This window comes from Aquitalea pelogenes (assembly GCF_041914625.1).
Taxonomy (GTDB): domain Bacteria; phylum Pseudomonadota; class Gammaproteobacteria; order Burkholderiales; family Chromobacteriaceae; genus Aquitalea; species Aquitalea pelogenes.
Map to the genome: position 1 here is coordinate 1 of NZ_JAYSDA010000020.1, position 2,880 is coordinate 2,880.

General features: G+C 54.2%; 1 protein-coding gene. It reads right to left on the bottom strand.

Annotated elements, in window-relative coordinates; genetic code table 11:
• Positions 1-155 precede the first annotated feature (155 nt).
• On the bottom strand, positions 156-2,771 hold the full coding sequence (gene rnr / locus ACE3SE_RS14965; RefSeq protein WP_374556378.1) for a ribonuclease R: 2,616 nt from the start codon (positions 2,769-2,771) through the stop codon (positions 156-158).
• Between the last annotated feature and the right edge of the window lie 109 nt (positions 2,772-2,880).

A 2,880-nucleotide genomic window follows, 5' to 3' on the forward strand; every position in this document is an offset into this window, starting at 1 on the left:
GCTCGACTCACATCCCTTCCGGCGCCGACCGACGGTGAAAACTGGCGCAAAAAGCTGGCCCCAGCACCGACACAGGCAGCAAAAAGCCCGGCTGAGCCGGGCTTTTTGCTGAGTCAGCCATTTCTGATACCAGAGAGGGCAGTCCTCATGACAGCTTACTGACTGTCCGGCTTCTTGGTATTTCGGCTACGGCCGCGCGGTGCAGATGGTACCGCTGCCTCAGAACTTGCAGCCGGCTTACGGCGCGAACGCGGAGCAGGTACAACGGCATCCCCCGCAGACTGCGCAGCGACGGAACTTCCCGCAGGCTTGCGTCGTGCGGCTGTCGTCTTCGCTGGCTCACCTTTCACAGGCGGTCGAGGATCAACCAGCGTTGGCACCGCTACCGGTTTACGCTGATTCCTTGCCTTGCCGGATGCTGCCGACGCCGCTTGCGGAACAGCAGCGACACTATCTTGTCGGCTGGCAGCATGTTTGCCATGCTGATTCCGACTACGCCCACCATGATTGCTCTGCTTGCGGGAGGATGTAGCAGTATGGCTTGCATGCTGTGGTTTCTCGCGCTTGCCACCAGGCGAAGCCAAAACCGGCTGTGCTGTATCACGTACCAGTGCAAAATCAACCTGGGCATTTTCCAGATTGGCACTCACCACCTTTACCGTTAGCGTATCGCCGAGGCGATAAGACATCCCGCTCTTTTCACCAACGATTGCCTGAATATCCTTGCGGAAGTGGAAGTAATCCTTGCCCAGTTCGGAGATATGCACCAGGCCTTCCACATAAACATCATCCAGCAACACAAACACGCCAAAACTGGTGACGGCACTGATCTTGCCTTCGAATACCTCGCCTACCTTGTCCTGCATATAGTAAGTCTTGAGCCAGGACTCGACATCACGACTGGCATCATCCGCCCGCCGCTCCGTCATGGAGCAATGCATACCCAGCTGGGCCCACTTGCCGGGTTTGTATTTGCTGCCCTGCAATACAGCCTTGATGGAACGGTGAACCAGCAAATCCGGGTAACGGCGGATCGGTGAGGTGAAATGCGTGTAGGCATCATAAGCCAGACCAAAGTGGCCATTATTGTCCGGCGTATAGACGGCCTGCTGCATGGAGCGCAGCAACATGGTTTGCAAGACAGGCGCATCGGGACGGCCGTGAATCTGCTCAGCCAGCTTGGCATAATCCTTGGCTGTCGGCTTGTCGTTACCCGCAAGAGTAAGCCCAACCAACTGCAAGTAATTGCGCAGGTTCTCAAGTTTTTCCGGCGTAGGGCCTTCATGCACGCGATACAGACATTTTTGCTTACTCTTGAGCAGGAAGTCCGCCGCGCAGACGTTGGCTGCCAGCATGCACTCTTCAATCAGCCGATGGGCATCGTTGCGAACCACCGGAACAATTTTGTCTATCTTACCCTGCTCATTGAAGATCATCTGGGTCTCAATCGAGTCAAACTCGATTGCACCACGCTTGGCGCGCGCAGCCAGCAATACCTTGAACAGACTGTAAAGCGTCTGGATGTTCGGCAACAGCGGATTATCGGTCCCATGCTGGATCCAGTCCCAGACCTGGGTATAAGTCAGCCGAGCCTTGGACAGCATTACGGCCGGGTAGAACTGGTAACGCTTGACCTCGCCCTTGCCATTGATTTGCATGTCACAAACCATGCACAGCCGCTCGACATCGGGATTCAAGGAACAGATGCCGTTTGACAGTGCTTCGGGCAGCATGGGAATGACACGACGCGGGAAATAAACGGACGTTCCTCGCTCCAGTGCGTCCTTATCCAGGGCATCACCCGGCTGAACGTAATGACTGACATCAGCAATAGCCACAATCAGTCGGAAACCCTTGCCTTGTTTTTCCGCATAGACAGCGTCATCGAAGTCGCGCGCAGTTTCACCATCAATGGTCACCAGCGGCAAGTGACGCAAGTCGACACGATCCTTGGACAAGTCTTTTTTGCGTACTTTCTTGGGCGTGGACTTGGCCTGGGCCAATACTTCAGCAGGAAACTCATGCGGCAAGGCATGTTTGCGCAGCGCAATTTCAATTTCCATGCCCGGATCAGCATAATTGCCCAGCACTTCCACAACCTTGGCTACCGGCTGTCGGTAGGCATCCGGATATTGCAGGATTTCCACCATCACCACCTGGCCGTGCTTGGCATCCTTCTCACTGCCTGGCTCGATGAGAATTTCATGCCGGATACGACGATCTTCTGGCGTGACGATCCATACCCCACGCTCCTGATGAATGCGCCCTACCAATTTGCTGAATGCATGATCCAGCACCTCGACAATTTTGCCTTCCTGCCGGCCACGACGATCAACGCCAGAAGGACGTACCAGCACACGGTCGCCATGCATGACTTTTTTCATTTCACGCTCGGGCAGGAAGATATCCACCCCACTACCTTCACCTTCATCCGGCAGAGCAAAACCAAAACCGTCACGGTGACCGGAAACCTTGCACTTGATCAGGTCCAGCTTTTGAGCGGCACAAATTGCACCTTTGCGATTGATGATCAACTGACCTTCACGTTCCATGGCCAGCAGGCGGCGCTCAAAGAAGCCCAATTCGGTATTCTTGATAGACAACATGGCGGCCAGTTCTTCCGGGAACATTGGCACACCATTATTTTCCAGAAGTTGCAGAACGAACTCCCGGCTGGGTAAGGGATTGGAATATTTGAGTTTTTCTCGTTCCAAGAAGGGATCCTGCAAACGCAGGGGAATGTTTTTTTGTTTTTTTGCAGATTGGGCCATTGACACCCTCAGAAACTTGTTTATAATTCGCATCTCGTTGCAGCAAGACAGCAACTGAATGATACAGCAAAGCAGTGCCCAGGTGGCGGAATTGGTAGACGCACTAGGT

What these genes read in the sequence shown, in the direction of transcription:
- rnr (WP_374556378.1), bottom strand. Translation starts at nt 2,771, where the DNA reads ATGGCCCAATCTGCAAAAAAACAAAAAAACATTCCCCTGCGTTTGCAG.